This is a genomic window from Halomonas sp. Bachu 37, assembly GCF_039691755.1.
Classification (GTDB): domain Bacteria; phylum Pseudomonadota; class Gammaproteobacteria; order Pseudomonadales; family Halomonadaceae; genus Vreelandella; species Vreelandella kashgarensis.
Map to the genome: position 1 here is coordinate 374,787 of NZ_CP137552.1, position 25,161 is coordinate 399,947.

Sequence of the window (25,161 nt, forward strand, 5' to 3'; positions counted from 1 at the left end):
TTGACCATGGAGCAGAAGCAGCAAGTCGTCGTCATCACCGGGGCCGGAGCGGGCCTGATGCGAGCCGCGGCACGGGAATTTGCCCGTCACGGTGCTGATATGGGACTAATCTCGCGCAGCCCTGAGCGCCTCGAGGCGGTAAAAAGCGAGGTCGAAGCGCTGGGCGCGCGAGCGGTGACGGTGAGCGCCGATGTTGCCAGCGCCGATCAGGTGGAACGCGCGGCAGAACAGATCGAAGCCGAGCTCGGTCCCATCGACGTGTGGGTCAACGGCGCCATGACCACGGTATTCTCGCCTCTGCACGAAATGAGTGCAGAGGAGTTTCGGCGGGTCACCGAGGTGACCTATCTGGGCTACGTGCATGGCACCATGTCAGCACTGCGGCGCATGCGGCCGCGCAATCGCGGCACCATCGTCCAGGTCGGTTCGGCGCTGGCGTATCGCCCGATACCCCTGCAGACAGCGTACTGCGGTGCCAAGCACGCCATCAAAGGCATGACCGAAGGGCTGCGCTGCGAGTTGCTGAACGAGGGCAGCGACGTTCATGTCACGCTGGTGGAAATGCCGGCGCTCAATACACCGCAGTTCGATTGGTGCAAGAGCTACATGCCCCACCGGGCGCGGCCCATGTCGCCGGTATTCCAGCCCGAGGTCGGCGCGCGGGCTATCGTCTGGGCCGCCCGGCATCGCCGGCGCGAGCTGTATGTCGGTGCTTCTTCGGCGCTGACTGTCTGGGGGAACAAGCTGGCGCCCGCGTTGATGGATCGCTTCCTGGCTAAAACCGCTGTCAGTGGGCAGCAGACGCCAGAGCCAAGAGATCCCGAGGCGCCCGATAACCTATGGCAGTCGGTCAAGGGCGACATGGGAGCTCGGGGTCGTTTCAATCCCGAATCTCACGACGATAGTCCCCAGCTGTGGATGGCCACCCATCGCGGCCAGATAGGGTTTATTGCCGGTGCGGCACTGGTCGGCGCATTGGCTGTCTTGGGCATGCAGAAGAAACCCCGTCATTCTCGCTACCGTTAGCGCCGTTGTTCTTAGCAACGTTGTCGATGCCAACTAGCCAATGAGCCAACAACAGGATTAGAGGAGAAGAAAATGGAAAAGGTGGGAAGTACCTGCTGGGCTATCGCCGAAGGGTATATACCTGGCTCCGGTCACGGCCCCGAGCCGCAAATGACGAGTCATGAAACGGCTTGCATACTTAATGCCACGGAGGTAGACGCCGAGGTACGCATCATGCTGTATTTTTCCGACCGCGACCCGGTGGGGCCTTATAGGATCGATGTACCGGCACAGCGAACGCGGCACGTACGCTTCAACGACCTTGATAACCCCGAACCAGTACCTCGTGATACCGATTACGCCAGCGTTATCCAGTCCAATGTTCCAATCGTTGTGCAGCATACTCGGCTGGACTCACGCCAGAGCGAATTGGCATTGCTGAGTACGGTGGCATTTCCTGTCAAATGACGTTTGCAAAAGATGCTACCGCTACACTTTTAGGGCAAGTTCAGGAAACTAGAAAAATTCAGGCAGCGAGGCTAAGTTAAGAATTCTTCCCTGATTCGCTTGTCCTCCGTGGTATAGGTAACTCCATTCTCCGAGTTAATCAGTTTGCCGGCTGCCACATGAATGGGTTTTCCGCCAATGGTACGCAAGCTCGCTCTGCCGCGGCTCTCCTCGATTCCTGTGAGAGAACGTTCGATATGGTGCTCGATTTCCGCCACCATCAGCTCTGTTTCGCCGTTTTCACTGACAGCCTCGAATTGATAGGTTTCCGTACGTAGCTCGTTCATGACCTTCTCCGTGGTTCAAATGCTATGTCCCCTGAGCGCTGCTACTGTTTGCGCTTTATGAGTGACGGTCAGGATAAGTAGCGATACGACATGATATTTTTAGATTTAATGCTTGGTCCGTTTAAAGTAAATCGCGACCATTTCTCTAATAGACATCCTTTTCATAACCTAGGTTAGTTTATATCGGATTCTGCTCTGGCACTGTAAGTTCAATGCAAGGACGCGTTTCAAGGAAGACGAGACAGGAGTGTCTCGCGTTGCCCAAGGATGCACGGACAGGATGCTCGTGAGAGACGTTAAAGGATTCGTTGCTATAAAGCCCGGCCATAGGTCGGGCTTTTTTGTGGGCGACTGCTCCCTTTCGATGACGGTGCGGCAGCTCAGTGGTGGTAAGCTGAAGCTCTGATGAGGTTGGGAGAGAATAATGTTCGATAAGCACTGGCTAAGGTGGGCGATAACGGCGGCTATGCTGATATTGGCCGGATGCGGGGGGAGTGAGGAAAATCCTGACTCCTCCACTCAAGTACCGTCTTCGGAGTTCACGCAAGAGGGTCCACGAGACACTGTTGCGAATGAGAAGCCCGAGGTTGAGCCATTGCCAGTAACTATTTCCGTGTCGGCTCAATTGCGTTCCGATCAGCGGATAGAGGTCGAGGGGCAAACCAACCTGCCCGAAAATGCACGCCTGCTGGTGATTGTAGAACGCGAGGCTAGTGGGGTGCGCTGGCAATCCAGAACGAACGTGGAACAAGGCGCTTTTTCGGTCGGCCCCCTGGGGCCAGGCAGCGGTATGCCGGACGGCAACTACCGCATTATCGTCCAACTCTCCGAAGCCCCCGTGCAGCCTGAACAGGTCCAGCAACGCATCGGACAGCAGGGGCAGCACCTGACGGGAGAGTTGGTAACTGTCTCCCGTCATGGGCTGGGCCAGTTCGCAAGCTACTCTCAGCGTTACCTTATCGGTAGAGAGCCGCAGGGGGACCGCAAGGAGGTGCGGGTGCTTGAGCGTCCTTGAGTCGAGTCACTCAATGAAGTGGCTGCTGCTGCCACGCGGCCAGTAGTACGGCCACGATTTGGTCATTATCCGGTGCAGTCTCCAGGTGGCGAAGCGCCAATTGCTGTTCGGTTTCGACCAGGTAATAGCCGGTTTGTTTAAATTCCGCAGTAGGGCCGAACAACCCCATGTCCCTGGGTTTGAGAGGTGGCAGATCCGTATCGGGGCCGGGTGTCGCCAGGTAACATTCGCTTGACCAAGGCATGCTCAATTCAAGATGCGTGGGCGGGAAGGGAAGAACCGCTTGAGTTTGGCGCCATTCAACGGGTTTATCATGCGTCAGTATGAGTAAAGAGGCGCTAGGATTCTCTTCCAGCAAGGTAGAAAGAGGGCATTCCAGTGCTTCTGCCAGGGCAACCAACCGCTCATGGCCTATCTGCTTGATAGCGCCCGATTCCCAGTACGAGATGGTGACATCCGATACTCCGACCTCACGAGCCAGAGCTGCCTTGTTGAGCTTGGCCCGAAGTCGTAGCCGCTTGATACGTGAGCCTAGCGATTCCATTTTGTCATCCTGTTCGGTGAGCTTGGGGAGCTCGTTTAAAGAGTGACCATGATGGAGAGGCGTGTTGTAACGCTTTCTGAATTAGCCTTTCCCTTGTGCCTGTCGCCATGGGATTAACGCCCAATCTAATTGAGCGTTAACTAGGCGATTGGCCCTCTGTCCTGTGGGCCTTTCCTTGGCTGAACCAGGCTTTTGGTCAATATAGATACCCTTGGGTACGAGTACAAAATTAAAGCGCCATCCTAAGTGATTGTGCTCGATCGCGCATCTCGGCCACTGACTGAGCCTTGGGTAAGACGCCGCTTTTCTCCATACGTTCCCTGAGTCGACTTTTGGTTGAGGTCAAGGTGCGTATAATGTCGTCCACGCACGATAGGCCATTTCACAGGATTTACCGATCATGACCGTACGCACTCGTATCGCCCCGTCGCCTACCGGCGATCCCCATGTCGGCACGGCGTATATCGCCTTGTTCAATCTATGTTTTGCTCGTCAGCATGGCGGCCAGTTCATCCTGCGAATCGAGGATACCGACCGAGTGCGTTCCACGCCGGAATCCGAACAGATGATTCTGAACTCCCTGCAGTGGCTGGGATTGGAGTGGGATGAAGGACCCGATGTTGGTGGGCCGCACGGGCCCTATCGACAAAGTGAGCGTGGCGATATTTACGCAAGCCATGTTCATCAATTGCTGGAGGCGGGGCACGCCTTCAAGTGCTACCGCACGGCTGAAGAGCTGGATGAGTTGCGAGAAGCTCGCAAGGAGGCTGGGCTTCAGTTGGCTCTCAAGCCGGCCGATCTGGCCTTGCCGGACGCGGAAGTGGCGCGCCGTGAGCAAGAGGGGTGGCCGTACGTCGTGCGTATGCAGGTGCCCACCGAAGGCGTCTGCGTGGTGCAGGACATGCTGCGGGGGCGTATCGAAGTCGATTGGGCGCAGGTGGATGCGCAGATTCTGCTCAAGTCCGATGGCATGCCCACCTACCATCTGGCCAATGTGGTGGACGACCACCTAATGGGAATCACCCATGTTCTGCGCGGCGAGGAGTGGATCAATTCCGCGCCCAAGCATCAATTGCTGTATGACTACTTCGGCTGGCAGATGCCCGAGTTGTGTCATATGCCGCTGTTGCGCAATCCCGACAAGTCAAAGCTCTCCAAGCGCAAGAATCCGACATCGATCAACTATTACCGGCGCATGGGGTTCTTGCCTCAGGCCGTGACCAATTACCTGGGCCGCATGGGCTGGTCGATGCCGGATGAACGGGAGAAATTCGCGCTGGATGAAATGATGGAACATTTCGATATCCAGCGGGTATCCCTGGGAGGGCCGGTTTTCGATCTCGACAAGCTCACCTGGTTGAATGGGGTCTATCTGCGCGAAGACCTGGACGATGCAGCTTTTTTGAAAGCGTTGATGGAGTGGTCCTTCAATGAAGCGTACGTTGGGCAGATCCTGCCGCAAGTGCGTCCCCGGGTGGAGACGCTTTCCCAGGTGGCTCCTTTGGCTGCCCATTTTTTCTCGGGCTTGCCCGCTATCGACAAGGCGTCATTTGACTCGGTGAAGCTTGATGAAGAAACGCTTGTCAAGTTGTTGCAGTTTCTCGTCTGGCGTTTCGAAACGGTACCTGCCTGGCACAAGGATACCTTGCTGGCCGAGGTCAAGGCGCTGGCGGATGTGTTCGAACTCAAGATGAAGGCGTTTCTCGCGCCTGTGTTCATTGCCATTACGGGCTCGACGTCGAGTACGTCGGTCATGGACGCCATGGCCATCCTCGGCTCGGATGTCACCCGCGCCCGGCTGCGCCACGCCATCGACGTGCTGGGAGGCGTATCCAAGAAACAGGCCAAGCGTTTCGAGAAGGAGTACAAGACGTTAAGTTGAGTGCTCTTGTGGTAGATCAGGATACGATTGATAAGAGATAAAGAGCTTGACGAAGACGGGGAGTAACAGTAACATACGCCCCGTCTTCAAGGCATGTGGGGCCTTAGCTCAGCTGGGAGAGCGCAACACTGGCAGTGTTGAGGTCAGCGGTTCGATCCCGCTAGGCTCCACCAAACGTGACCTGAAGCATGCAGTTCTGTGTGATTACGTCCCATTCGTCTAGTGGTCCAGGACACCGCCCTTTCACGGCGGTAACAGGGGTTCGAACCCCCTATGGGACGCCACCACCTTCCATTACTATTCTCTTTCCCCTCTTTTTCATGGCGATGCTCCGGCATGCGTCACGTCTTGCGTTGTCTGATCCTCGACACGGCTTTTTTATAGCTCTTTCAACAAGATTTGGTCGATTTCAAGCTTGACTTGTCCACTTTTTCTATTCCTGTCCCGGTGTTGTGTACAACCCCGTTTGGGATTTTTGTCTATCAGTGAAACTTGGTTAAAAGCTTTTAAAACAATGAGTTATGTTAGGTTAAAAATTAACCAATCTGACAGTGAGCCACTGATCATGGCGATTCCGGGGCGTTTTGTAGAGGTTGTAAACAGGGTTATCCACAGATAGTGTGGAAAACCTCGCAGAGGCCCGAGGCGAGCGGCAAGAGCGGTAAAAAGCAAGGGGTAAATGGCTTCAGAGTGGCCCCGAGCGTACTGAATCGGTGACTGATGTACGCGTCGGGTCAAGAGCCGCGTTGGACAGAGCACGCTAATGGCTGGGGATGATCAGAGGACACCTGGCGAAGCGTGTCGGTTATGTCGTTGCGAGTTTGGTGTTATGAGCTGCGATAAGTCGATCGATCCCCTATAACGCAAAAGACCGCCCAAGGGCGGTCTTTTGCGTGAGCTGACAGCTAGGCGTTACTTTTTGGGATAGCTGCGCTTTTCATGGCCCACGTAGAGCTGGCGCGGGCGCCCGATCTTGTAGCTGTCGCTGAGCATCTCGTTCCAGTGCGAGATCCAGCCGATCGTGCGGGATACGGCAAAAATCACGGTGAACATGTTGGTCGGGATGCCCATAGCCTTGAGGATGATGCCGGAATAGAAATCGACATTCGGATAGAGCTTGCGCTCGATGAAGTATTCGTCTTCCAGGGCGATCTGCTCAAGGCGCTTGGCGATCTTGAGCTGGGGGTCGTCGGCCATGCCGAGTTCCGCCAGAACTTCGTCGCAGGTCTCTTTCATGACCTTGGCGCGCGGGTCGAAGTTGCGATAGACACGGTGACCAAAGCCCATCAGCTTGAACGGGTCGTCCTTGTCCTTGGCCTTATCGATGAAGCGCTGAATATTCTCTTCCGAGTCGTCACCGATCTCGTCGAGCATGTTCAGTACCGCCTCGTTGGCGCCGCCGTGCGCCGGCCCCCATAGAGCTGCGATACCGGCACTGATGCAGGCGAACGGGTTGGCGCCCGTGGAGCCCGCCAGACGCACGGTAGATGTCGAGGCGTTCTGCTCATGGTCGGCATGCAGCATGAAGATGCGATCCATGGCTTTGGCGTAGACTGGGTTGATCTTGTACTCCTCGCAGGGGTTGCTGAACATCATGTAGAGGAAGTTCTCTGCATAGCTCAGATCGTTGCGAGGATAATTGAAGGGCTGGCCTACATTATACTTGTGCGACATGGCCGCGATGGTGGGCATCTTGGCGACCAGACGTATCGCGCTGATCTCCCGGTCTTCTTGCTGGGTGATGTCCATGTGATCGTGATAGAAGGCGGCAAGTCCTCCCACGACACCACACAAGATGGACATGGGGTGGGCGTCACGGCGAAAGCCCTTGAAGAAGTTGTTGATCTGGTCGTGGACCATGGTGTGATTGCGCACCCGCGATTCGAACTCGGCATACTGCTTGTCGTCAGGCAGTTCTCCGAATAGCAGCAGGTAGGAGAGCTCGACGAAATTGGAATTTTCGGCCAAGTCGTCGATGGGATAACCGCGATGCAGCAATACACCTTTACCGCCGTCAATATAGGTAATGGCAGACTGGCAGGAAGAGGTGGCCATGAAGCCGGGATCGTAGGTGAACAGGCCCTCGGCACCGAGGCCGCGGACGTCGATGACGTCGGGGCCAAGGGTGCCGGAATACATCGGTAGCTCAATTGCCTTGTCCAGGCCGTCTACCGTTAATGTCGCTTTCCTGTCAGCCATGTTGGCCTCCTATTCGAGTTCGGGTTGGGACGTAAGTCTGTAATTTCGCTTGCCGCTCCGGCGAAAAGGCTCGCCCACTATAGAAGTGTGCGGCGGATTGTCAATTAGCTTAATCGCTAGCTTGTAAGTACTTTGCTGCTTGTTTTGAAAAGAATTTGTCTAAAATTTCGTGCCATGATCCTGGCGTAAACAGCCGTTTTAAAAGAGGTTCGTCAGCTGAAAGCCTCGAGAGGCCATTGGCGTTTCCGGCACGTCCCAGGATAAGAACGCTATAGTTAGTTTGAATGCTAATCGGCTGTGGCTGCGCTTCCCACCCTGGAAGTATGGAGTGGTTGTAATGAGGGGCTCGTGTCATTTTGAAACAGCCGCAGCGTCAACACAGGTTATCACTATAGCTATGCTGCAACGCAAAATCGACTCTGATTCGGTCGTATATTCTTGCACGATAGTCGATTATGGCGGAGTTCGGTTTGTCACCAGAGGCCAAGGTTCTTATAATCTTCGGCGCGCGACCGGCAGGCAGGTGGTCGTGCTCGACTTGGCAACGACCGAGCCCCTTCTAGCAACCACCGCCCGCTCAGGCCATGCCCGACATGTCGTAGAGTGGGCCAAGAGAGTGTGTATAGAGCCGTGAATAGCAAACGACCCGTAAACTTAGACCTTTCGACCATACATTTCCCGCTTCCGGCGTTGACGTCGATCACACACCGCATCACGGGTGTCATCCTGTTCGTTGGCCTCATCTTCGCTTTCTGGGCGCTGGGAAAGTCGCTTTCTTCACCCGCTGGCTTTGATGCAGTAAGCCATACCTTGGCTGACAATTTTCTGGCCAAATTGATCGCCTGGGGACTGCTGTCTGCGCTGGCGTTTCATTTTGTGGCCGGGATCAAGCACTTGTTCATGGATGCCGATTTCGGTGTGACCCTTGAAGGGGGCGTGAAGAAGGCAAAAATGACCGTCGTGATCAGCGCGGTACTGATTATTCTGGCAGGAGTCTGGGTATGGTAACCAACATCACAAGCTTTGGCCGCAGCGGCCTTTCCGACTGGCTGATGCAGCGTGTTTCCGCCGTGGTACTGGCGTTGTACACGGTGTTCATCGTTGGCTACCTGCTGTTCAATCCGGACCTCGATTACTACACCTGGAGCGCTCTTTTCGCCCAGACGTGGATGCGGATCTTCTCCTTGCTGGCCTTTATATCCCTGGCGGCTCACGCCTGGATCGGCCTGTGGACCGTGACTACCGATTACATCAAGTCTACCTCCCAGCGCGTGGCTGCCCAGAGTGTCATCATTCTCGGCATCTTCGTGTACCTGGTGTGGGGCATTCAAATTTTGTGGGGAGCCTGATTCATGTCCAACCTGCGTAGCCTGACATTCGACGCCATCATCATCGGCGGCGGCGGCTCCGGTCTGCGAGCCGCTCTGGAACTGGCCAAGTCCGGTAAGAAAACCGCCGTATTGTCCAAGGTCTTCCCGACTCGCTCCCATACGGTTTCCGCCCAGGGCGGTATCACCTGTGCCATCGCTTCCGCCGACCCCAACGATGACTGGCGCTGGCACATGTATGACACCGTCAAGGGCGGCGACTATATCGCCGACCAGGACGCGGCGGAATACATGTGTTCCGAAGGACCGAAGGCGGTGTTCGAACTCGAGCACATGGGTCTGCCGTTCTCACGCTTCGACAACGGCCGTATCTACCAGCGCCCCTTCGGTGGCCAGTCCAAGAACTTCGGCGAGGGTGGCCAGGCGGCACGTACCTGTGCTGCGGCCGACCGTACCGGACATGCGCTGCTGCATACGCTTTACCAGAATAACTTGAAGAACAACACGACCTTCCTCAATGAATGGTACGCGGTCGATCTGGTCAAGAATGCCGAAGGCGACGTGGTTGGCTGTATCGCCATGGATATCGAAAGCGGCGAAGTGGTACACGTGAAGTCCAAGGCCACGGTACTGGCCACCGGCGGATCGGGACGCATCTATGCTTCCACCACCAATGCCCTGATCAATACCGGCGACGGCATCGGCATGGCGCTGCGGGCGGGCTTCCCCATGCAGGACATGGAAATGTGGCAGTTCCACCCGACCGGTATCTACGGCGCGGGCACCCTGGTCACTGAAGGTTGCCGTGGTGAAGGCGGTTATCTGATCAACAAGGACGGCGAGCGCTTCATGGAGCGTTACGCGCCCAACGCCAAGGACCTTGCCGGCCGCGATGTGGTCGCGCGCTCCATGGTCATGGAGATTCTGGAAGGCCGTGGATGCGGTGAGAAGGGCGATCACGTCTTCCTGAAACTCGATCACCTGGGTGAAGAGGTGCTGGGCAAGCGCCTGCCGGGTATCGTCGAACTGTCCAAGACGTTCGCGCACGTCGATCCGGCCAAGGAGCCGATTCCGGTAGTGCCGACTTGTCACTACATGATGGGTGGCGTCCCCACCAACGTGCATGGCCAGGCGATCATGCAGGACGAGCAGGGCAACGACAAGATCATCAATGGCCTGTTTGCCTGTGGCGAAGCGGCGTGCGTCTCGGTCCACGGTGCCAACCGTCTGGGTGGTAACTCGCTGCTGGACCTGGTGGTCTTCGGCCGTGCCGCCGGCATGTTCATCGAGGGTGCCCTCAACGAAGGTATCGAATACCTGGATGCCTCGGAATCCGATATCGAGTCGGCGATGAAGCGCATGAATCGTTGGAATGAGTCCGAAAGCGGCGAAACCGTGCCGGAACTCAAGGCGGCGCTGCAGGACATCATGCAGAACTCCTTCGGTGTGTTCCGTGAAGAGAAAAACATGCAGGAAGGGGTCAAGCAACTGGCCGAACTGCGTGAGCGGATTGCCAACGCCTACCTGCCTGACAAGACCAATGCGTTCAATACTGCGCGTGTCGAAGCGCTGGAGCTGGACAATCTGATGGAAGTGGCCGAAGCCACCGCTATTGCCGCCCTTGAGCGCAAGGAGAGCCGTGGAGCGCACTCGCGCTACGACTACCCGGATCGTGATGACGTCAACTGGCTGAAGCACTCGCTCTACTTCCCGGCCGATAAGACGCTGAAAAAGCGCGATGTCAATTTCAAGCCGAAGACCATGGCGACGTTCGAGCCGAAAATCCGCACCTACTAACTCCGTTGACGAGAGGGAGTCACTATGTCCAATCTTCAGGTATCCGTATACCGCTACAATCCGGAAACCGACTCCGCGCCGTACATGCAGGAGTTTCAGGTCGACACCAAAGGGCGTGACCTAATGGTGCTGGATGTGCTGCATTTGATGAAAGAGCAGGATAACGGCTTGGCCTACCGTCGCAGCTGCCGCGAAGGTGTGTGCGGTTCCGATGGTATGAACATGAACGGCAAGAACGGACTGGCGTGCATTACGCCGGTTTCCGAGGTGGTCAAGGCAGGCAAGCTGGTACTGCGTCCGTTGCCGGGTCTTCCGGTCATCCGCGACATGGTCGTGGACATGGGGCTGTTCTACAAGCAGTACGAGCGTATCCAGCCGTACCTGCAAAACGATGAAGCTGCGCCCGCCATCGAGCGACTGCAGTCACCCGAAGAGCGTGACAAGCTGGATGGGCTCTACGAGTGTATCCTGTGCGCTTGCTGCTCCACGTCGTGCCCCTCGTTCTGGTGGAACCCGGAGCGTTTCGTGGGTCCGGCGGGTCTGTTGCAGGCTTATCGTTTCTTGGCCGATTCGCGCGATACCGCCACACGCGAGCGCCTTTCCGAACTGGAGGATCCCTTCAGTGTGTTCCGTTGCCGCGGCATCATGAACTGCGTAGCGGTGTGTCCCAAGGGACTGAACCCGACCCGTGCCATCGGCAAGATCCGCGAAATGCTGCTGGCCGATGCGACGTGATTGTCGGATTCACTCGTGAGACATATGAGAAATAAGGAAGTGCCACTTAAGTTACGTGCCTATGCCACTTAAATCATGGCGCTTCACTTGTTATCATATGGGGCAGCCTGAGCTGCGACGTTTCGTCGCGACTCATGGCTAGCTCCTGCTGCAAAAGCCGGTGCCTGGAGTGCCGGCTTTTGAGCATGACCAGAACAGTGAGCTTGACGAGAACATGAAGTACGGGCAGACGGCCTCAGCCGATGCCGCCGGTAAATGTCCCGCCCCGCCGGCAGGGCAATAGCGATGTCGCCGCGTTTTCGCGACGATGCCGATACCACCCCATCAGTGCAGGGTGACCGAGAGATGCAACAAGGCATAATGGAGTTGATGTGGCGTTCCTCTCACGTGACTGGCAGCAATGTCCACTACGTGGAAACGCTCTATGAGCAGTACCTCGCCGACCCCGATACTGTCCCTGATGAATGGCGTAGCTATTTCGATCAGCTACCCCGTCCCGAGGGCAGTGCCTCCCAAGATGTCCCGCTAAGTCCGGTACGTGAACAGTTCTACCAGCTGGGTCGTGAAAAGCGTCCCGGCGTTGCGGCGCCTGCCGCCGACAGTGGTGAGAACAAGAAGCAGGTCAAAGTCCTGCAGCTGATCAACGCGTATCGCTTTCGGGGTCATCAAAAGGCGGATATCGACCCTCTGGGGCTGCGTAACCCTACCCCGATCCCCGATCTAGACCTCGCGTTTCATCAATTGTCCAAGGATGACTTGGACACCGAGTTTCAGACGGGCTCGTTTTTCCTGGGGGTGGACAAGGCGCCACTACGCGAGATCGTCAACGCGTTGGAGCAGACCTACTGCCGCTCCATCGGCTGCGAGATCATGCATATTGTCGATACCGAAGAGAAGCGCTGGCTTCAGCGTCGCTTCGAGTCGGTGCGCAGTGCCCCCGACTTCAGCGAAGACGTGCGCAAGCACGTGCTGGAGCGCCTGACCGCAGCCGAAGGCCTCGAGAACTATCTGGCCTCCAAGTATCCGGGTACCAAGCGCTTCGGCCTGGAGGGCGGTGAATCCTTCATTCCCATGATGGATGAGTTGATCCAACGTGCGGGTGGATACGGCACCAAGGAAGTGGTCATCGGCATGGCCCACCGTGGGCGCCTCAACCTCCTGGTCAACATCCTCGGCAAGAATCCGGCTGATTTGATCGACGAGTTCGACGGCAAGAAAGTCTTCGACCGCGGTTCCGGTGATGTTAAATATCACCAGGGGTTCAGTTCGAATGTTATGTCTCCCGGCGGTGAAGTCCACCTGGCCCTATCGTTCAACCCCTCCCACCTTGAGATCGTTGCTCCCGTCGTGGAAGGGTCGGTGCGTGCTCGCCAGGATCGGCGCAAGGACAGCGAAGGCAGCAAGGTTCTGCCGATCAATGTGCATGGCGATGCCGCCTTTGCCGGCCAGGGCGTGGTCATGGAGACATTCCAGATGTCTCAGACCCGCGCCTACAAGACTGGCGGGACGGTCCATATCGTCATCAATAACCAGGTGGGGTTCACTACTTCCCATCCGCTGGATGCGCGTTCTACCGAGTATTGCACCGATATCGCCAAGATGGTTCAGGCGCCGATCTTTCATGTCAACGGCGACGATCCCGATGCGGTACTGCACGCGACCCAGGTGGCGTTGGACTATCGTCAGCAGTTCAAGAAGGATGTGGTGATCGACCTGGTCTGCTATCGCCGGCGGGGACACAACGAAGCCGACGAGCCATCCGGCACCCAGCCGATGATGTACTCCAAGATCAAGGATCATCCTTCCTCTCGTTCGCTCTATGCCCAGCGCCTGGCCGATCAAGGTGTACTGAGCGAAGACGACACCAAGGCGATGATTGAAATCTATCGCGATGATCTGGTGGCGGGCAATCACGTAGCCAACGCGCTGGTGCAGGAGCCCAATACCTCGCTGTTCGTCGACTGGGCGCCTTACCTGGGTCACGAGTGGAGCGGTGACGCCGATACCAGCGTGGACATGAAGCGCCTGCAGCAACTCGCGACCAAGATGTGCGAGATTCCCGATGGAGTGGAGGTCCAGCGTCAGGTTGCCAAGATCTACGAAGACCGCCGCAAGATGCAGGCGGGAGGTCTGGCGCTCAACTGGGGATTTGCTGAAACCCTGGCCTATGCCACGCTGCTCGATCAAGGGCACCCGGTACGTATCACCGGTCAGGATGTCGGACGAGGAACCTTCTCCCACCGCCACGCCGTGGTACACAACCAGAAGGACGGCTCGACCTACGTTCCGTTGCAGAATATCGCCGATGGCCAGCCGACATTCACCATCCACGACTCTTACCTCTCGGAAGAGGCCGTGCTGGCATTCGAATACGGTTATGCCACGACCGCTCCCACCGATCTTGTGATCTGGGAAGCGCAGTTCGGTGATTTCTTCAACGGTGCCCAGGTGGTGGTCGATCAGTTCATCTCCTCGGGCGAGACCAAGTGGGGACGGTTGTGCGGTTTGACCATGCTGCTGCCTCACGGTTATGAGGGGCAGGGGCCGGAACACTCCTCCGCACGCCTCGAGCGTTTCCTGCAGATGTGTGCCGAACACAATATGCAGGTCTGCGTACCCACCACGCCAGCGCAGATTTTCCACTTGCTGCGCCGTCAGGTGATACGTCCGCTGCGCAAGCCGCTCATCGTGATGTCGCCCAAGTCGCTGCTGCGTCATAAGGAAGCGACGTCCAGCCTGGAAGATCTGGCCTACGGCAAGTTTCATATGGTACTGCCGGATCAGCAGGCGGAGCAGAAGGCGGAGAATATCAAGCGCATCGTGCTGTGTTCCGGCAAGGTCTACTACGATCTGGCGACATGGCGCAGCGATAACGAGCGTGACGATACGGCGATCGTGCGGCTGGAACAGCTATACCCGTTCCCCAAGGAAGAGCTGCTCGAATCGCTCAAGGACTACACCAATGTCGAGGATTTGGTGTGGTGCCAGGAAGAGCCCCAGAACCAGGGCGCCTGGTACTCCAGCCAGCACCATATGCGTGCCGTCGCCGATATGGTCAAGGACGGTTTTGGGCGCGAGCTCAAGTTTGCCGGTCGCCCGGCATCGGCAGCACCGGCAGCGGGCTATATGTCCGTTCATACTGAACAGCAGCGCCAGCTGGTGGAAGACGCCTTCAATCTGTAAGGCGACCACCGGAATACCAGAACACATAAGGGAAACGACATGGCTACCGAGATCAAAGCGCCAACCTTTCCGGAATCCGTTGCCGAAGGGACTGTGGCTGCCTGGCACAAGAAGCCGGGCGACAGCGTGGATCGCGATGAACTGATTGTTGAAATCGAGACCGACAAGGTGGTGCTCGAAGTCGTCGCTCCGGAAGCGGGTACCTTGACCGACGTGTTGGCCGAAGAGGGCGATACCGTCGAGTCTGAGCAGGTATTGGGCAAGATCGGCGAAGGGTCGGCCAAGGGCGGCGATGATGCTCCGGCCAAGTCCGCCGCGAAGGATCAAGAAAAGCCCGAGCCCAAGGCAGAGAAGAAGGACGACGCCAAGGCGGAAAAACCGTCCGGCGGCGGCAAGCAGCATGAAGTCAAGGCGCCCAGCTTTCCTGAGTCCATCCAGGAAGGAACGGTTGCCACCTGGCACAAGAAGGTCGGTGAAGCGGTCAAGCGCGACGATGTGCTGGCGGATATCGAGACTGACAAGGTAGTGCTGGAAGTCGTGGCTCCGGCCGACGGCGCCCTGGTCGAGATCAAGGCCGAAGAAGGCAGCCAGGTGGAGTCCGAAGAGGTACTGGCGCTGTTCTCCGAAGGCGCTGGTGGTAGCGCGGGTGGAAGTGCCGATGAAGGCGCATCCGCCGAATCGCGTGGCGACGAGAACGAAGCCAGCGGCGCCGAAGCCGACGAAAAGGTCGGAGACAAGATCCTGGCGCCGGCGGCGCGCAAGATGATCGCTGAACACGACCTGGATGCCAGCAAGATCGAAGGCACCGGCAAAGGCGGCCGCATCCTCAAGGAAGATGTGCAGAAAGCGGTCAAGAACGGCAGTGCCAAAAAGAGCGCTAAGCAAGCGCCGGCCAAGTCCTCCGCCACCGCGTCAGCACCGGCCGTGGCCGGCGAGCGTGAAGAGAAGCGCGTTCCCATGAGCCGCTTGCGTCAGACCATCGCCAAGCGCCTGGTCCAGGCCCAGCAGACCGCCGCCATGCTCACCACCTACAACGAGGTGGACATGAGCGCGGTCATGGAATTGCGTGCTCAGTACAAGGACACCTTCCAGAAGGCTCATGACACCAAGCTTGGGTTCATGGGCTTCTTCGTCAAGGCGGCTTCCGAGGCGCTCAAGCGCTTCCCCGATGTCAATGCCTCCATTGACGGCACCGATATCGTCTACCATGGCTATCAGGATATTGGTGTCGCAGTATCGACGCCGCGTGGTCTGGTAGTTCCGGTCCTGCGCGATACCGACAACATGAAGATCGCCGACGTCGAAAAGACCATTGTCGACTTCGGCAAGCGGGCGCGTGACGGTAAGCTGGGTATCGACGAGATGCAGGGCGGCACTTTTACCATCACCAATGGCGGTATTTTCGGTTCGCTGATGTCGACGCCGATCATCAATCCGCCGCAGACGGCTATCCTGGGCATGCACAAGATCCAGGAGCGCCCCATGGCGGTGAACGGAAAAGTCGAGATTCGTCCGATGATGTACTTGGCGGTCTCCTATGATCACCGCATGATCGACGGCAAGGATGCAGTGCAGTTCCTGGTGACAATCAAGGAATTGCTGGAAGATCCGGCACGCCTGTTGCTGGACGTGTAACTCCAGGTCGTTCCACGTTCAATTGCACTCGGCCTCTGCCGTTATCCTGGGGGAGGCCACCAAGCTAAAGGAACCAACATGGCTGACAAGTTTGATGTGATCGTTATCGGTGCCGGCCCCGGCGGGTACGTTGCCGCCATTCGAGCCGCCCAGCTAGGCCTCAAGACCGCTTGTGTCGAGAAATGGATCGGCAAGGAAGGCAATGTGGTCTTCGGTGGGACTTGCCTGAATGTCGGTTGTATCCCGTCCAAGGCACTGCTAGAAGCCTCGCACAAGTTCGTCGAAGCCCAGCACGATTTCGATGACATGGGCATCCAGGCAGGCGATGTCTCCATGGATGTCACCAAGATGATGGCCCGTAAGGACAAGATCGTTAAGAACCTGACCGGTGGCATCGCCGGCTTGTTCAAGGCGAACGGCGTTACCGGCCTGGAGGGCACCGGCAAGGTAGTCTCCTCCACGCAAGTGGAAGTCACCGACAAGGATGGTAACGCTCAGTCCTTCGAAGCCGACAACATTGTCATCGCCGCCGGTTCGGTACCGGTGGAAATCCCGCCGACTCCGCTGACCGAAGGTCTGATTGTCGACTCCACTGGCGCCCTGGAATTCACCGAGACGCCCAAGCGTCTCGGTGTGATCGGCGCGGGTGTCATCGGGCTGGAGTTGGGCAGCGTGTGGAGCCGCCTGGGTTCTGAAGTGACCGTGCTTGAAGCGATGGATAACTTCCTGCCGATGGTGGATACCGCCATCGCCAAGGAGACACAGAAACTGCTCAAGAAGCAGGGGCTGGATATCAAGCTGAATGCACGTGTCACCGGCTCGGAAACCAACGGTGAAGAAGTCACCGTCAAGTACACCGATGCCAATGGCGAGCAGGAGATCACGTTCGACAAGCTGATCGTCTGCGTCGGGCGCCGCCCTTACACCCAGGACGTGGTTGCGGACGGTGTCGGCGTCGACCTGGACGAGCGCGGTTTCATCTTCGTCGATGACCAGTGCCGTACCAATGTGCCGAATGTATACGCCATCGGCGATTGCGTACGTGGTCCGATGCTGGCGCACAAGGCGTCGGAAGAAGGCATCATGGTCGCCGATATCATTGCCGGCCATAAGGCCGAAATGAACTACGATGCCATTCCCAGCGTCATCTATACCTATCCTGAAGTGGCATGGGTGGGCTTGACCGAGCAAGACGCCAAGGCTAAGGGCATTGAAGTCAAGACCGGCAGCTTCCCGTTCGCGGCGAGTGGCCGTGCCATGGCCAATAACGCCACCGAAGGCCAGGCCAAGATCATTGCCGACGCCGAGACCGACCGCGTATTGGGCATGCATATCATCGGCCAGCATGCCGGTGAAATGATCGCCCAGGGCGTTATCGCGCTTGAGTTCGGCTCCAGTGCCGAGGATCTGGCCCTGACCTGCTACGCCCACCCGACCATGTCGGAAGCGGTACACGAAGCGGCCCTGGCCGTGGAAGGCCATGCGATCCATATGGCCAACCGCAAGAAGCGCAAGTAAAACAACAAGCCACAACCAGCGCCACCTTTGGGTGGCGCAACACTTTCGGCCTCGTACTGAAAAATGTCAGACGACTCGTTTCGAAAACGAGGACCGAAAGCCCGGGGATGACCAGACGCTCGCAACGACGCGGGTGGTCTGGTCATCGTTCGAGTCACATGCAACCAATGGCATGAATCGATGAACCTTCACGAGTATCAGGGCAAACAGCTGTTTGCCGATTATGGTCTACCGGTGTCCAAGGGCTTTGCCGTGGACACTCCCGAGGAAGCTGCCGAGGCTTGCAAGAAAATCGGCGGCAACATGTGGGTTGTCAAGGCTCAGGTGCACGCTGGTGGCCGCGGCAAGGCCGGCGGCGTCAAGTTGATCAAGGATCCGGCCGAAGCCAAGACCTTTGCCGAGCAGTGGCTGGGCAAGAACCTGGTGACGTTCCAGACCGACGAACATGGACAGCCGGTCGCCAAGATCCTGGTTGAAACCTGCACCGATATCGCCGATGAGTTGTATCTGGGTGCCGTTGTCGATCGTACCAGTCGCCGCGTGGTCTTCATGGCCTCCACCGAAGGTGGTGTCGAGATCGAGAAGGTTGCCGAAGAGACGCCCGAGAAGATTCTCAAGGCGGAGATCGATCCGCTGGTCGGTGCGCAGCCGTACCAGGCGCGTGAACTGGCGTTTGCCCTGGGCCTGAAAGGCGACCAGGTCAAGCAGTTCACCAAGATATTCCTGGGCCTGGCCAAGCTGTTCCACGACAAGGACCTGGCGCTGCTCGAGATCAACCCGCTCGTGGTAACCGAGGAAGGCAACCTGCACTGCCTGGATGCCAAGCTGGGGCTGGACAGCAACGCGCTGTACCGTCACCCCGACCTGCAGGCCATGCGCGATCCGTCTCAAGAAGACCAGCGCGAAGCCGATGCCGCGAAGTGGGAACTTAACTATGTTGCGCTCGATGGCAACATCGGCTGCATGGTCAACGGCGCAGGCTTGGCCATGGGCACCATGGACATCGTCAACCTGAGCGGCGGCAAGCCAGCAAACTTCCTTGATGTTGGCGGCGGCGCCACCAAGGAACGCGTTGCCGAAGCGTTCAAGATCATCCTCTCCGACGATAACGTCAAGGCCGTTCTGGTCAACATCTTCGGCGGTATCGTGCGTTGCGACATGATTGCCGAAGGCATTATCGGTGCCGTCGAACAAGTGGGTGTCAACGTGCCGGTCGTGGTGCGTCTGGAAGGTAACAACGCCGAGCTGGGCACTGAGAAATTAGCGTCCAGCGGTTTGAACATCATCGCTGCTACCAGTCTGACCGACGCGGCTCAGCAGGTCGTTAAAGCGGCGGAGGGCAAGTAATGAGCATCCTGATCGATAAGAACACCAAGGTCATCTGCCAGGGCTTTACCGGTGGCCAGGGCACGTTCCATTCCGAGCAGGCGATTGCCTACGGTACGCAAATGGTCGGTGGTGTTACGCCGGGCAAAGGCGGCCAAGAGCACCTCGGTCTGCCCGTTTTCAACACTGTGAAAGAAGCGGTAGAGAAAACCGGCGCGGAAGCCAGCGTTATCTACGTACCGGCGCCGTTCTGCAAGGACTCCATCCTTGAAGCGGCGAATGCAGGTATCAAGCTGATCGTCTGTATCACCGAAGGCATCGCTACTCTCGACATGCTCGAAGCCAAGGTCAAGTGCGACGAGCTGGGCGTGCGCCTGATCGGCCCGAACTGCCCGGGTGTGATTACGCCGGGAGAGTGCAAGATCGGCATCATGCCGGGTCACATCCACCAGCCCGGCCGTGTCGGTATCGTCTCGCGTTCCGGTACCTTGACCTATGAAGCGGTCAAGCAGACCACCGATCACGGCTTCGGCCAGTCCACCTGCGTGGGCATCGGTGGCGACCCGATCCCGGGTTCCAACTTCATCGACATCCTGGAGATGTTCGAGAAGGACCCGAAAACCGAAGCGATCGTGATGATCGGTGAAATCGGTGGTACCGCCGAAGAAGAGGCCGCCGCCTACATCAAGGCCAACGTCTCCAAGCCGGTGGTTTCCTACATCGCCGGTGTCACCGCGCCTCCGGGCAAGCGCATGGGCCATGCTGGTGCGATCATCTCCGGTGGCAAGGGTACCGCTGACGAGAAGTTCGCAGCGCTCGAAGATGCTGGTGTCAAGACCGTCCGTTCGCTGGCGGAAATCGGAGATGCGCTGAAGGCCGTTACCGGCTGGTAACAGCAGGTTTTCACTTGTTGCATGTCCATGAAGGGGCACCTGAAGAGGTGCCCCTTCTTGCGTTTAGGGATGATGAAAATAGTACCCAGTACCAGGTGTTTTGGCCCGCCTCGTTTATTGACAGGAATACCTAGGGCGCTTACTTTTAATTTGTAATATTTAATGTTTTTGAGTTATAAATTGTAAATCAATAGCGCTTAGCTGTTTCCCGCCTAATATAGCAAGCGAATATAGCGAAATTTTGTTTTTTGTTTCGAGAAGAAGGGAAACGGGAATCTATTCTTTCCAACAGTGGCAATTAGCCTAGTAAATTTAAATGGCTGACCATTGTGAAAGGAAAAGGCTCATTTCGGATAATTTGCCATGTATAACGTATTCGCGGTTATCCTCACATATAACCGTAAGGATCTGCTGAAACGATGTCTCGATGCGGTGTATTCCCAGACACGGCTTTGTGAGTATGTCATCGTTATAGATAACGCCAGTAGTGATGGTACTCAACAAATGCTATCCGAAGGCAGTTATCCAGGTCTCATGGTACATGTGCTGAAGGATAATATTGGAGCTTCGGGTGGGTTCAATGCGGGCCTGCGCCTGGCTTATCAAAAGGGAGCCGACCTTGTCTGGACCATGGATGACGATGTCATACCTGAGCCGGGTGCCCTTCATGATCTGCTGGCGGCCAACGAATTGTTGAAGAGCAAAGGGAAGAAGGCAGCTTTTCTACTCTCCAAGGCTGTCACTGAAAATGGACTGGTCACCAATACCCCGGTCATAAGCAATCTGAATAACGGCATCGGCTATCGAGACTGGCCAGAACTGCTTGAATTGGGGTTGGTTCCTGTGCAACGTGCCACATTTGTCTCGATACTCTTGCCGCGTGCCACCTTGGCGCAACACGGCCTGCCTATTACCGCCATGTTCATCTGGGGCGAAGATAGTGAATTTACTTTGAGAGTCACCCAAGATATTCCGGGTTATTTTGTCGGAACAAGCAAAGTACAGCATTTGCGTCAGGAAAGTGGACCTATCAGTGTTATAGCCGAAACTAATCCCATGCGGTTGAAGTTATATCGCCATTATATTCGTAACAAGCTTTTTATTGCTCGAAAATTTCGTCACTTGCCTCGTTATAACTACTCTATAAAGTCAGAAGCCTATAAATTGTCTCGGCTTATCTTTGTACTCTTGATTAGAGGAGATTTCTACAAGGCCAAGATAGTACTAAGCGGAATGCTGGAAAGTTTGTGGTTTTTTCCGGTGCCCGAGGCCGCCGAGACGCCTGTCGAAAAAATGAAAACCTCCATGCGGTCATTGGATCTGCAGTGTCCTAAGCAAACAGGCGAGAATAAAGAAACGCAGGATAAAGGTAGCTTGAAGCTGGGCCCAGTGGAAAGACCGGGTTAACTGATGGCAAGAGCGAGGTAGCGCTTTGAAAATCTTGATCGTAGGAAATATGGGGTATATCGGCTCCGTCGTGGTACGGGAGTTAGCCTTGCGACACCCATCAGCCATTCTCCATGGCTATGACAATGCCTATTTCATGCATTACCTGACGGGAACCGAGCTTTTTCCCGAGCGTTATCTCGACCATCAGTTTCTGGGAGACATTCGGGATATGCCGGTAAATTTTCTGAAGGGCTATACAGCTGTGATTCAACTGGCTGCCATTTCCAATGATCCCATGGGGGATCGCTTCGCTGCAGTTACGGCTGAAATCAATCAGCATGCAACCAATGATATGGCCAAGGCAGCGGCTCAGGCTGGTGTGGAAAACTTCGTGTTTGCCTCAAGCTGCAGTATTTATGGCGTAGCTTTGGGTGCTCCGCGTTGTGAAACGGACCCCGTGGCTCCCGTAACCGCTTATGCCCGCTCGAAAATAGCGGCTGAAGAGGCCCTGGCGAGCATCGAGGGGGGCATGGTGATTACCAGCTTGCGCTTTGCGACTGCCTGCGGGATGTCGGAGCGTTTACGCCTGGATCTGGTGCTCAATGATTTCGTCGCCTGCGCACTCAGCCAGCAGCATATTACCGTGCATAGCGATGGCTCTCCCTGGCGCCCCTTGATCGATGTCGCCGATATGGCCAGGGCTATCGACTGGGCGGTACAGCGCAAGCCTGAAAATGGTGGGCGCATTCTCAAAATCAATACCGGCTCAAACGAGCGCAATCATCAAGTGCGGGACTTGGCAACTGCCGTTGCACAGGCAATTCCCGGCACCACCCTGAGTATCAATACCGAAGCGCCGGCGGACAGCCGCTCCTATCAGGTGGATTTCAGCCTATTTGCCAGGCTGGCCCCCGAGCATCAACCGCAGTTGACGCTTATGGATTCGATCATGGGGCTGGCCAATGGCCTCAAGAGCATGAAATTTTCCGATACGCGCTTCCGCTCCTCAAGCTATATACGCCTTTATGCCTTACAGGCGCATATCAACGCAGGACGCCTCTCTGAAAACCTGACCTGGCAAGCGGGTAGTGCGGTAAACCTCAGCGCTCTATCTGCCTCTACCCGCGCTACTTTTACGCCAGAATTGGAGGTTAGCCCATGAAAGTCGCAATTTTTGCAGGAGGATACGGGACACGCTTGAGTGAAGAGACCGCGATTCGTCCCAAGCCGATGGTGGAAGTGGGGGGCCGGCCGATTCTCTGGCACATAATGAAAATGTATGCCCATCACGGCTTCAAGGAATTCGTCGTATTGGGAGGCTACAAGGTGGAGTACATCCGCGATTACTTTCTCAATTATCGCGGCAATCGAACCGACTACACCATTGACCTGAAGACCGGCAATGTCGAGTGGCTTCAAAGCGTGAACGATGACTGGAAAGTCACCGTACTGGATACGGGGGACGATGCCATGACCGGAGGGCGGCTCAAGAAAGCCATGCCTCTATTGGCGAACGAACCTTTTTGTCTGACCTATGGCGATGGGTTGAGTGATCTGGATATCAATGCCTTGGTCGATTCTCATCTGGCCTCGAAAAACTGGTGCACGCTTACGGCGGTAACTCAACCGGGCCGCTATGGTGCGCTGCGCCTGACCGAAGGCAACAGTCAGGTAGAGGGCTTCCGCGAAAAGGGAGAAATAGACGGAGGGCTGATCAATGGGGGCTTCTTCGTCTGTGAGCCGGAAGTATTCGAGACGATCGACGATAGCCAGACCGTTTGGGAAAACGAGCCCATGCATCGAATGATCGAAATGGGGAAATTGGGATACTTCCATCACAACGGTTATTGGCAAAGCATGGATACGCTGCGAGACAAAATGGTGCTTGAGACCGCTTGGGCGCAAGGTGCCCCCTGGAAACGCTGGTAAGGAATGAGCCGTCGATGATTATTGTGGATACCGTGCTTGCCAAACGCGAGGCACAAGGCAACCCCATTCGAGTGGGTATGGTCGGTGCGGGTTTTCAAGCCGCGGGTATAGGCTTGCAGATAATGACCGCGACGCCCGGGATGCATCTCTGTGCCATCGCCAATCGTCATATAGATGCAGCCGTCAAGGTTTTCCAGCAAGCCGGGATTGAGCCAACCGCCTGTGACTCCCAGCAGGAACTCGAGGCGGCGATTGCGACTGGCCGTCCGGCAGTCACCGAGGATGCGGTGGCACTGGCCCGTGCCGAGGGGCTGGATGCAATCATCGAGGTAACCGGTTCGCTTGAGTTCGCAGCACATGCCGTGTTGGCCGCTCTGGAAAGCGGCAAGGACGTCATTCAGATGAATGCGGAACTCGACGGTACGATTGGCCCGATCCTGAAGGTGAAAGCCGATGCGGCAGGTGTCGTCTACAGCTTTGCCGATGGCGACCAGCCCGGCGTAGAGATGAATCTCTATCGGTTCGTCGCCGGCCTGGGAGTGAAGCCCGTACTTTGCGGCAATATCAAGGGATTGCATGATCCTTATCGCAATCCGGCTACCCAGGAAAGTTTTGCCAGACGCTGGGGACAAAAACCGGCGATGGTGGCATCGTTTGCCGACGGAACCAAGATTTCGTTCGAACAGGCCATCGTCGCCAACGGCACCGGAATGCAGGTGGCGCAACGTGGCATGCTCGGTCCCGATTTTTCCGGGGGCGTGCCCGGCGGCCCCCTGGTGCCCATCGAACAGACGGTGTCAGCGTTTGAACCCTACCTGGACCCGGCAGGGCCGGGATTGGTGGACTACGTGGTAGGGGCACGGCCAGGGCCGGGCGTATTCGTGCTGGGCACCATCGAGAATCCCCGCCAACGCCATTACCTCGAACTCTACAAGATGGGAGAGGGGCCGTATTACTGCTTCACGACGCCTTATCATCTCTGCCATTTCGAAGTGCCCACCTCCGTTGCCCGAGCCGTGCTGTTTCGTGATCCGGTCTTGTCTCCCCTGAAGGGTCCAAGGGTGGGCGTTATCGCCATGGCCAAGAAACGCCTGAACGAGGGCGAGACAATCGAGGAACTCGGCGGTTTCGAAGTCTACGGTGTGGCTGAAAACATGGATGTAATTCGGCGGGAGCGGCTGTTGCCTATCGGGCTTGCGCTCGGCTGCCAGGTGGCAGGTCATATAGAAAAGGACACGGCGCTGACCTTCGATGATGTGCTTATCCCGCCAGGACGCCTGATAGACCGTCTGTATGCCGAACAGGAGGCGATGTTCGCCATGGAGTCCCTGCCCGGCACCACCGCTACTCACCTGGAGTAAACCATTTTCATGGAGTAAGCCATGCGTTTTCATCAAACGAAACTCAAGGATGCCACGCTCATAGAGCTTGAACCCCGCGGTGATGAGCGTGGCTTCTTTGCCCGCACCATGTGCCGGGAGGAGTTCGAGCGTCATGGCCTTCTGAGTGACTTCGTGCAGCAGAACACCTCTTTCTCGGCTCAGCGAGGTACCTTGAGAGGATTGCATTACCAGCACCAGCCGCATGCCGAAGCCAAGCTGATACGCTGCATTCGGGGAGCGATTGTCGATGTCATCGTGGATATCCGCGAGGACTCGGAGACCTACTTGCACCATCAGTTGTTCGAACTTACCGACACGAATCGGCACCAACTTTATGTGCCGCAAGGCTTTGCGCACGCCTTTCAGACACTGACTGACGACGTTGAAGTCAGCTATCTAGTCTCGGCGGCCTATTATCCCGAGGCCGAAAGCGGGTTGCGCTATAACGATGAGCGATTGGCAATCGAGTGGCCCATTCCACCCACGGTCGTTTCCGAAAAAGACGCCAGTTGGCCATTGATTCGGGAGCGAAGCAAGGCGCTTTTCTAGCCATCGGCAAACCAGGTCGTCAGACATATCATAGAAAAGGGGCAGCGTGATCGCTGCC

General features: G+C 56.7%; 21 protein-coding genes and 2 tRNA genes. 20 read left to right on the forward strand and 3 right to left on the reverse strand.

Going from position 1 to position 25,161, the window contains the following annotated elements:
- The first annotated feature begins 6 nt into the window (after positions 1–6).
- Together R5M92_RS01600 and R5M92_RS01605 are read left to right on the forward strand one after the other, a co-directional pair.
- On the forward strand, positions 7–1,026 hold the full coding sequence (locus R5M92_RS01600; protein ID WP_346797345.1) for an SDR family oxidoreductase: 1,020 nt from the start codon (positions 7–9) through the stop codon (positions 1,024–1,026).
- A gap of 72 nt (positions 1,027–1,098) precedes the next feature.
- Positions 1,099–1,473: a sensory rhodopsin transducer gene (locus R5M92_RS01605; protein ID WP_346797347.1), complete on the forward strand. Its 375-nt coding sequence runs from the start codon at positions 1,099–1,101 to the stop codon at positions 1,471–1,473.
- A 71-nt stretch (positions 1,474–1,544) separates the two neighbouring features.
- Here R5M92_RS01605 and R5M92_RS01610 read toward each other — a convergent pair whose 3' ends face one another.
- Positions 1,545–1,799 (reverse strand): hypothetical protein, encoded by a 255-nt coding sequence (locus R5M92_RS01610; RefSeq protein WP_346797349.1) that lies wholly within the window; start codon positions 1,797–1,799, stop codon positions 1,545–1,547.
- Positions 1,800–2,394: 595 nt separating this feature from the next.
- On the opposite strand from R5M92_RS01610, the gene R5M92_RS01615 reads away from it, so the two are divergent.
- Entirely contained in the window at positions 2,395–2,814 is a 420-nt protein-coding gene (locus R5M92_RS01615; RefSeq protein WP_346797350.1) for a hypothetical protein, read from the forward strand.
- Positions 2,815–2,824: 10 nt separating this feature from the next.
- Here the strand turns inward: R5M92_RS01615 and R5M92_RS01620 are convergent, their stop codons facing one another.
- The gene (locus R5M92_RS01620) at positions 2,825–3,358 is read right to left on the reverse strand and encodes a helix-turn-helix transcriptional regulator (protein ID WP_346797352.1); all 534 of its coding nucleotides are present in this window, start codon (positions 3,356–3,358) and stop codon (positions 2,825–2,827) included.
- Positions 3,359–3,758: 400 nt separating this feature from the next.
- Here R5M92_RS01620 and gltX point away from each other — a divergent pair, with 400 nt between their 5' ends.
- The 3 genes from gltX to R5M92_RS01635 all read left to right on the forward strand — a co-directional run bounded on the left by gltX (position 3,759) and on the right by R5M92_RS01635 (position 5,524).
- Entirely contained in the window at positions 3,759–5,240 is a 1,482-nt protein-coding gene (gltX, locus tag R5M92_RS01625) for a glutamate--tRNA ligase (RefSeq protein WP_346797354.1), read from the forward strand.
- Positions 5,241–5,337: 97 nt separating this feature from the next.
- A tRNA-Ala gene (locus tag R5M92_RS01630) sits at positions 5,338–5,413 on the forward strand.
- 35 nt (positions 5,414–5,448) lie between these two features.
- A tRNA-Glu gene (locus R5M92_RS01635) sits at positions 5,449–5,524 on the forward strand.
- A 628-nt stretch (positions 5,525–6,152) separates the two neighbouring features.
- On the opposite strand, the gene gltA is transcribed toward R5M92_RS01635, so the two are convergent.
- Positions 6,153–7,439, reverse strand: a complete 1,287-nt coding sequence (gene gltA / locus R5M92_RS01640) for a citrate synthase (protein WP_346797356.1) — start codon at positions 7,437–7,439, stop codon at positions 6,153–6,155.
- A 630-nt stretch (positions 7,440–8,069) separates the two neighbouring features.
- On the opposite strand from gltA, the gene sdhC reads away from it, so the two are divergent.
- From sdhC to rfbC, 14 genes are all read left to right on the forward strand, one after another.
- A complete protein-coding gene (sdhC, locus tag R5M92_RS01645) occupies positions 8,070–8,447 on the forward strand; it encodes a succinate dehydrogenase, cytochrome b556 subunit (protein ID WP_346797357.1) in 378 nt (125 codons plus the stop codon).
- Positions 8,441–8,788 (forward strand): succinate dehydrogenase, hydrophobic membrane anchor protein, encoded by a 348-nt coding sequence (gene sdhD / locus R5M92_RS01650; protein WP_346797359.1) that lies wholly within the window; start codon positions 8,441–8,443, stop codon positions 8,786–8,788. The genes sdhC and sdhD overlap by 7 nt, the downstream gene beginning before the upstream one ends.
- A 3-nt stretch (positions 8,789–8,791) precedes the next feature.
- Positions 8,792–10,564, forward strand: a complete 1,773-nt coding sequence (gene sdhA / locus R5M92_RS01655; protein WP_346797361.1) for a succinate dehydrogenase flavoprotein subunit — start codon at positions 8,792–8,794, stop codon at positions 10,562–10,564.
- Between the two features lie 24 nt (positions 10,565–10,588).
- Positions 10,589–11,299: a succinate dehydrogenase iron-sulfur subunit gene (locus R5M92_RS01660; protein WP_346797362.1), complete on the forward strand. Its 711-nt coding sequence runs from the start codon at positions 10,589–10,591 to the stop codon at positions 11,297–11,299.
- A gap of 345 nt (positions 11,300–11,644) precedes the next feature.
- Positions 11,645–14,482 carry a 2-oxoglutarate dehydrogenase E1 component gene (locus R5M92_RS01665; RefSeq protein ID WP_346799203.1) on the forward strand — a complete coding sequence of 946 codons (2,838 nt, stop codon included), beginning with the start codon at positions 11,645–11,647 and terminating at the stop codon, positions 14,480–14,482.
- Between the two features lie 39 nt (positions 14,483–14,521).
- Entirely contained in the window at positions 14,522–16,117 is a 1,596-nt protein-coding gene (gene odhB, locus R5M92_RS01670) for a 2-oxoglutarate dehydrogenase complex dihydrolipoyllysine-residue succinyltransferase (RefSeq protein ID WP_346797364.1), read from the forward strand.
- Between the two features lie 78 nt (positions 16,118–16,195).
- Positions 16,196–17,635: a dihydrolipoyl dehydrogenase gene (gene lpdA / locus R5M92_RS01675; RefSeq protein ID WP_346797366.1), complete on the forward strand. Its 1,440-nt coding sequence runs from the start codon at positions 16,196–16,198 to the stop codon at positions 17,633–17,635.
- A 180-nt stretch (positions 17,636–17,815) separates the two neighbouring features.
- Entirely contained in the window at positions 17,816–18,982 is a 1,167-nt protein-coding gene (gene sucC, locus R5M92_RS01680) for an ADP-forming succinate--CoA ligase subunit beta (RefSeq protein ID WP_346797368.1), read from the forward strand.
- Positions 18,982–19,854, forward strand: a complete 873-nt coding sequence (gene sucD, locus R5M92_RS01685) for a succinate--CoA ligase subunit alpha (RefSeq protein ID WP_308319543.1) — start codon at positions 18,982–18,984, stop codon at positions 19,852–19,854. Before sucC ends, sucD begins: the two co-directional genes overlap by 1 nt.
- Positions 19,855–20,217: 363 nt before the next feature.
- Positions 20,218–21,261: a glycosyltransferase family 2 protein gene (locus R5M92_RS01690; protein WP_346797370.1), complete on the forward strand. Its 1,044-nt coding sequence runs from the start codon at positions 20,218–20,220 to the stop codon at positions 21,259–21,261.
- A gap of 88 nt (positions 21,262–21,349) precedes the next feature.
- A complete protein-coding gene (locus R5M92_RS01695; RefSeq protein WP_417339043.1) occupies positions 21,350–22,405 on the forward strand; it encodes an SDR family oxidoreductase in 1,056 nt (351 codons plus the stop codon).
- Positions 22,402–23,172 carry a glucose-1-phosphate cytidylyltransferase gene (gene rfbF, locus R5M92_RS01700; protein WP_346797372.1) on the forward strand — a complete coding sequence of 257 codons (771 nt, stop codon included), beginning with the start codon at positions 22,402–22,404 and terminating at the stop codon, positions 23,170–23,172. The genes R5M92_RS01695 and rfbF overlap by 4 nt, the downstream gene beginning before the upstream one ends.
- A 14-nt stretch (positions 23,173–23,186) precedes the next feature.
- Positions 23,187–24,533 carry an NAD(P)-dependent oxidoreductase gene (locus R5M92_RS01705; RefSeq protein ID WP_346797374.1) on the forward strand — a complete coding sequence of 449 codons (1,347 nt, stop codon included), beginning with the start codon at positions 23,187–23,189 and terminating at the stop codon, positions 24,531–24,533.
- Between the two features lie 21 nt (positions 24,534–24,554).
- Complete coding sequence (gene rfbC / locus R5M92_RS01710) at positions 24,555–25,103, forward strand: dTDP-4-dehydrorhamnose 3,5-epimerase (RefSeq protein ID WP_346797375.1); 549 nt, start codon at positions 24,555–24,557, stop codon at positions 25,101–25,103.
- Positions 25,104–25,161 lie beyond the last annotated feature (58 nt).

Coding starts and splice junctions, on each gene's coding strand:
- R5M92_RS01600 (WP_346797345.1), top strand. CDS start 7: ATGGAGCAGAAGCAGCAAGTCGTCGTCATCACCGGGGCCGGAGCGGGC.
- R5M92_RS01605 (WP_346797347.1), top strand. CDS start 1,099: ATGGAAAAGGTGGGAAGTACCTGCTGGGCTATCGCCGAAGGGTATATA.
- R5M92_RS01610 (WP_346797349.1), bottom strand. CDS start 1,799: ATGAACGAGCTACGTACGGAAACCTATCAATTCGAGGCTGTCAGTGAA.
- R5M92_RS01620 (WP_346797352.1), bottom strand. CDS start 3,358: ATGGAATCGCTAGGCTCACGTATCAAGCGGCTACGACTTCGGGCCAAG.
- gltX (WP_346797354.1), top strand. CDS start 3,759: ATGACCGTACGCACTCGTATCGCCCCGTCGCCTACCGGCGATCCCCAT.
- gltA (WP_346797356.1), bottom strand. CDS start 7,439: ATGGCTGACAGGAAAGCGACATTAACGGTAGACGGCCTGGACAAGGCA.
- sdhD (WP_346797359.1), top strand. CDS start 8,441: ATGGTAACCAACATCACAAGCTTTGGCCGCAGCGGCCTTTCCGACTGG.
- sdhA (WP_346797361.1), top strand. CDS start 8,792: ATGTCCAACCTGCGTAGCCTGACATTCGACGCCATCATCATCGGCGGC.
- R5M92_RS01660 (WP_346797362.1), top strand. CDS start 10,589: ATGTCCAATCTTCAGGTATCCGTATACCGCTACAATCCGGAAACCGAC.
- R5M92_RS01665 (WP_346799203.1), top strand. CDS start 11,645: ATGCAACAAGGCATAATGGAGTTGATGTGGCGTTCCTCTCACGTGACT.
- odhB (WP_346797364.1), top strand. CDS start 14,522: ATGGCTACCGAGATCAAAGCGCCAACCTTTCCGGAATCCGTTGCCGAA.
- lpdA (WP_346797366.1), top strand. CDS start 16,196: ATGGCTGACAAGTTTGATGTGATCGTTATCGGTGCCGGCCCCGGCGGG.
- sucC (WP_346797368.1), top strand. CDS start 17,816: ATGAACCTTCACGAGTATCAGGGCAAACAGCTGTTTGCCGATTATGGT.
- sucD (WP_308319543.1), top strand. CDS start 18,982: ATGAGCATCCTGATCGATAAGAACACCAAGGTCATCTGCCAGGGCTTT.
- R5M92_RS01690 (WP_346797370.1), top strand. CDS start 20,218: ATGTATAACGTATTCGCGGTTATCCTCACATATAACCGTAAGGATCTG.
- rfbF (WP_346797372.1), top strand. CDS start 22,402: ATGAAAGTCGCAATTTTTGCAGGAGGATACGGGACACGCTTGAGTGAA.
- R5M92_RS01705 (WP_346797374.1), top strand. CDS start 23,187: ATGATTATTGTGGATACCGTGCTTGCCAAACGCGAGGCACAAGGCAAC.
- rfbC (WP_346797375.1), top strand. CDS start 24,555: ATGCGTTTTCATCAAACGAAACTCAAGGATGCCACGCTCATAGAGCTT.